Annotated in this window: 4 protein-coding genes; 3 read left to right on the top strand and 1 reads right to left on the bottom strand. The window is 48.7% G+C overall.

The window, feature by feature from the left end; genetic code table 11:
- Positions 1-359: 359 nt before the first annotated feature.
- Positions 360-2978, bottom strand: coding sequence for a preprotein translocase subunit SecA (gene secA, locus Q0236_RS04435; protein WP_297915502.1), 2619 nt, complete (start codon positions 2976-2978; stop codon positions 360-362).
- Between the two features lie 122 nt (positions 2979-3100).
- On the opposite strand from secA, the gene lolA reads away from it, so the two are divergent.
- The 3 genes from lolA to Q0236_RS04420 all read left to right on the top strand — a co-directional run bounded on the left by lolA (position 3101) and on the right by Q0236_RS04420 (position 4698).
- Complete coding sequence (lolA, locus tag Q0236_RS04430) at positions 3101-3613, top strand: LolA-like outer membrane lipoprotein chaperone (RefSeq protein WP_297915501.1); 513 nt, start codon at positions 3101-3103, stop codon at positions 3611-3613.
- 6 nt (positions 3614-3619) lie between these two features.
- Positions 3620-4180 (top strand): low molecular weight protein-tyrosine-phosphatase, encoded by a 561-nt coding sequence (locus tag Q0236_RS04425; RefSeq protein ID WP_297915499.1) that lies wholly within the window; start codon positions 3620-3622, stop codon positions 4178-4180.
- A gap of 65 nt (positions 4181-4245) precedes the next feature.
- A complete protein-coding gene (locus Q0236_RS04420) occupies positions 4246-4698 on the top strand; it encodes an FxsA family protein (RefSeq protein ID WP_297915497.1) in 453 nt (150 codons plus the stop codon).
- Positions 4699-4766 lie beyond the last annotated feature (68 nt).

The raw sequence follows: 4766 nt of genomic DNA, 5'->3' as shown, positions 1-4766 counted from the left end.
CGGCACTGTTAAAAATATGCGGCAAAGCACCAGGCACGCTTTGAAATTTTAAAATTTCAAGACCAAAGTTCCACCCTCTCGCGCAGCTTTGCGCGCCGTTCGTACTGCCTAGCGATCAAGACCCTTTAAAAAATTTTATGGTGCTCTCGCCCGCGACCGATCCGTTAAATACGAAAGCAAGGCAAAAGTCAAAAAGAGCCGCACGCAATCTCGCGATCAAGCCTCTTTTAAAATTTTATGACGCTCCGCCCTCGACCGATCCGCTAAATACAAAAGCAAAGCAAGGTCGAAAGCGCCGATCGCGCAATGCTCGCAATCGAGATCACCGATCGTGCGATACTTACGACCGATCGCCGCGCTTACCTCGCAAAGCCGCCCTTTTTCGGGCCGCCCTTGCCGTGGCAGTCTTTGTATTTTTTGCCGCTGCCGCAAGGGCAAGGATCGTTTCGCTTAGGCTTTTTGTCGCCGAACTCGTCTGAGCCCTTTAGCTGCGCTTCATTCGTGCTTGCGGCGGCGAGTTCTTTGGCGCTTGAGCTCTCCATACGCTCCTGCATCGCACGCTGCTCGGCTTCTATCTCCTCCCTAGATTTAAACTGGATCGAATGCAGCAAGCGGATGCTATCGGATTTGAGGCGCATCACAAGCTCCATAAAGAGATTGTAGCTCTCCTTTTTATACTCCGTAAGCGGGTCTTTGTGGTTGTAGCCGCGAAGTCCGATGCCCGCCTTTAGGATATCCATCTGATACAGATGCTCCCGCCAGTCGCGATCGACGATCTGCAGATAAAGCATCTTTTCGATACTTTTGCGCTGCTGCGGATCGATCGGCGCCATCTTATTTTCATACGAAACGGCAAGCGCGCCGATGATCTTTTCTTTCAGCTCTTTGAAATCATCGACCTTCTCAAGCTCGCTGTTTTCGAGCACCTCGCCCGTTTCTTGAGCGATTTTAGCGACGATCGGGAATTTATCGACCTCTTTGATATTTGCGCCGTCGAAAATTTCAAGCTCCTCAAGCACGCTAGAGATGTACTCCTCGCGGTTTTGGATGATTTTATCTTTCAGATCGTAGTCAGGATCCAAAAGCTCATTGCGATATTTATAGATCGTCTTGCGCTGCTCGTTTGCGACGTCGTCGTATTCTAGGATATTTTTACGCGCTTCAAAATGCAAGCTCTCGACCTTTTTCTGCGCGTTCTCTACTGCGCGCGAAACCATGCCTGATTCGATATGTTCGCCGTCTTTTAAACCCAAGCGATCCATGATATTTTTGATCTTGTCGCTGCCGAAAATTCTAAGCAGATTGTCCTCCAGGCTTAAGAAAAACCTACTCTCGCCCGGATCGCCTTGACGTCGGCTTAGGCCGCGGAGTTGATTATCTATACGGCGGCTTTCGTGGCGCTCGGTACCTAAAATATATAGTCCGCCCAAAGCGCGCACTTCATCGTCTATGCGGATATCCACGCCACGTCCCGCCATATTCGTAGCGATCGTTACGGCACCCTTTACGCCTGCGTCTTTGATGATCTGCGCTTCGCGCTCGTGATTTTTGGCGTTTAGCACGGAGTGCGCGATGTTTTCTTTGACCAAAAGCTCGTGCAACTTCTCGCTTTTTTCGATCGACGCCGTACCCACGAGCACGGGCTGACCTTTGGAATTTAGCCGCTTGATTTCATTGATGACGGCGTCAAATTTCTCGCGCTCGGTTTTGTAGATAAGATCGTTTTGATCCTTTCTGATGACCGGCACGTTTGTAGGGATCGAGACTACTTCGAGTTTGTAAATTTGAGAAAATTCCGTTGCTTCCGTCTGTGCCGTACCCGTCATACCAGCGAGTTTTTCGTAAAGACGGAAGTAGTTTTGAAAGGTAATGTCGGCAAGAGTTTGGCTCTCCTCTTGGATCTGCACGCCCTCTTTGGCTTCAAGCGCTTGATGAAGCCCCTCGCTGAACCTGCGACCCTCGCTCAGACGCCCCGTAAATTCATCCACGATTACGACCTGCCCGTCGCGCACGACGTAGTGTACGTCCTTTTCAAATAGATAATTTGCCTTAAGTGCTTGATCAAGGTAGTGGCTAAGCACGGCATTTTCAAGGCTATAGAGGTTATCCACGCCAAAAAGCTTCTCGGCTTTTGAAATTCCTGCCTCCGTAATCAAAACGGCGCGGTTCTTCTCATCTACGGTAAAATCGCCCGTAGCTTTGCCTTTTGGATCGGCTGGCGCCTCGCCGCGGATCATTTGGCGAGCTACTTCATTTGCCTTGATGTAGCCGTCTAGAGTGCGGTTCGTAGGGCCAGAGATGATAAGTGGCGTCCTGGCTTCGTCGATTAAAATACTATCAACTTCATCGACGATTACGAAATGATGCCCACGCTGCACCTTTTCATCCGCGCTAAATTTCATATTATCGCGCAGGTAGTCAAAGCCGAACTCGTTGTTTGTGCCGTACGTAATATCGCACGCGTATGCAGCCTTGCGCTTGGCGTCGTCGTATTCGCCGCCTACGATCACACCGGTACTAAGCCCTAAAAATTCATATAGCTCGCCCATTTGCGCAGCATCGCGCTTAGCTAGGTAGTCGTTTACGGTTACGACATGCACACCCTTGCCCTCCATCGCATTTAGCACTACCGCCAAAGTCGCTACGAGGGTCTTTCCTTCGCCCGTTTTCATCTCTGCGATCGCGCCGTCGTTTAGCACCAAACCGCCTATTAGCTGAACGTCGAAGTGGCGCATATTTAGCACTCTTTTGCCCGCCTCTCGCACGATAGCAAACACTTCGTTAAGTACGTCATCCGTGCTCTTTTCGCCCGCGCGAACTTGCGCTCTTAACGCTTCAAATTCCGCCTTAAGCGCCGCATCGTCCATCGCCGCATAATTTTCCTCAAGCGCGCTGATTTTTAGCGCGCGCTTGGCGTATTGCTTGACGATCCTATCGTTTTTAGTGCCGAAAATCCCGTGAATGACCTTTTTAAACATTACCGAACCTTACTTTTAAAATTTTTAATCGCGCATATTAACATATTTTTAGTTTCTATTTAATTAAATCCTAGAAAAACGGCTATAATACGCGCAAATTTTCAAAAATAAAGGCAAAATTTATGAAAAAAACTCTTATTTCTTTAGCGGCAAGCTGCATTTTTGCATTCGCAAGCGGGATAGAATTCAACACTCTGAGCGCAAATTTTTCGCAAACCGTGCAGAGCGACGATGCGAAAATCAGCTACGGCGGCGATTTTAGCGCCACGAAAGAGCACGCCGTGTGGCATTATAAGACCCCTACGATAAAAAATATATTTTTTAGCTTCACAAAGGTCGTCGTAATCGAGCCCGAACTCGAGCAAGCTATCATTACGAATATCAAAGAAACGCCAAATTTAACCGCGATCCTAGCGAACGCAAAGCCGAATAAAAACGGCGTTTATGAGGCGAGCTTCGACGACGTGAAATATCTCATCGAGCTAAAGGGCGATTTGCCAAATAAGATCAGCTACACCGATAAAATGGACAATAAGGTCGTCATAAATCTAAGCAACGTCCGCAAAAACGCGCCGGTAAACGAGGCGATCTTCAAGCCCGCAATTCCAAAAAACTACGACATCATCACGCAGTAGGCGCGCGTGAGGCTACTTTTCGTCTGTCACGGCAACATCTGTCGCTCGCCGATGGCGCAGTCCGTGATGCAAAATTTCATTAATCAAAGCGAGCTTAAAACGCGCGTGAGCGTGGATTCTGCGGCGACGCACGCCGACGAGATCGGCTCGCCGCCCTACTACGAAACGCAGCGCGTACTAAAAGAGCAAAAAGTGCCGCTCGTAGCGCATCGCGCCGTGCAGGTCACGCCCGCAGACTACGAGCGCTACGATCTGATACTTTGCATGGATGATGAAAATATGCGCTCGCTGGGGCGAATTTTTCGCGGCAAGGATATGGCTAAGGTAAAATTTCTTTTGGAATTTGCAGGGGAAAATTTTGCAAGCCGCAATGCGCGAAATTTCAAAGGCTCAGCAAAGCAAACCGGTTTAAATTTAAAAGGCGCCGGTTCAAATTTAACCGGCTCCGAACGCCTACAAATCGCCGACCCCTACTACACGCGCAATTTTGAGCGCTGCTACGCAGATATCAAGCGCGGCTGCGAGGGGCTCTTGCGATACATTAAAAATTCAGACGGAATTTGCTAAAATCCGCGATTAAATTTTAGCGTCTTTAAAGAGGCGCGATTTAAAGCGATAATTCAAGGAAAAATATGTTTAGGCTTTTGATCGTTCCATATCTGATAATTGAGGCATTTACGACCTATTATTTCGTAAGCGCAAACGGCTTCGCGGCATATGCGGTAGAGATCGTCATAAGCGCGATTTTAGGCGGTTATGTCGTAGCAAACCGCTCGTGGATGGGCTTTTTTAATCTAATGAAAATCTCGCCGAAAGAAATTTTAAGCGGCGTGGGCTTCGTCGTAGGCGGCGTTTTTCTCATCGCGCCTGGCATTTTCGGCGATATTTTGGGCGTTTGCGTAATCACCGCGTCGTTTTACTGCGTCACCAGCGACGTGCCTAAATTTAACACCGGCAGCGAAAATTCCGAAAAAAGCGAACGAAAATTCTGGCGACGCCACCACACAAACGACGACGTCATCGACGTAGAAGTGATCGAGGAGAACGAAATCGAGATCCGAAAGAGCATAGGGGAGGAAAAATGAAAAATTTGATCATCGCTACGCGTGGCAGCGTACTTGCTCTGTGGCAGAGCAAACACATCGCATCGTTG

The organism is uncultured Campylobacter sp. (assembly GCF_938031315.1).
In the GTDB taxonomy this organism is placed as follows: domain Bacteria; phylum Campylobacterota; class Campylobacteria; order Campylobacterales; family Campylobacteraceae; genus Campylobacter_B.
This window is presented reverse-complemented; position numbering and strand designations above follow the sequence as displayed.

Bases quoted from the DNA above. Each gene is read 5' to 3' on its own strand.
- Q0236_RS04420 (WP_297915497.1), top strand. From the start codon at position 4,246: ATGTTTAGGCTTTTGATCGTTCCATATCTGATAATTGAGGCATTTACG.
- secA (WP_297915502.1), bottom strand. From the start codon at position 2,978: ATGTTTAAAAAGGTCATTCACGGGATTTTCGGCACTAAAAACGATAGG.
- lolA (WP_297915501.1), top strand. From the start codon at position 3,101: ATGAAAAAAACTCTTATTTCTTTAGCGGCAAGCTGCATTTTTGCATTC.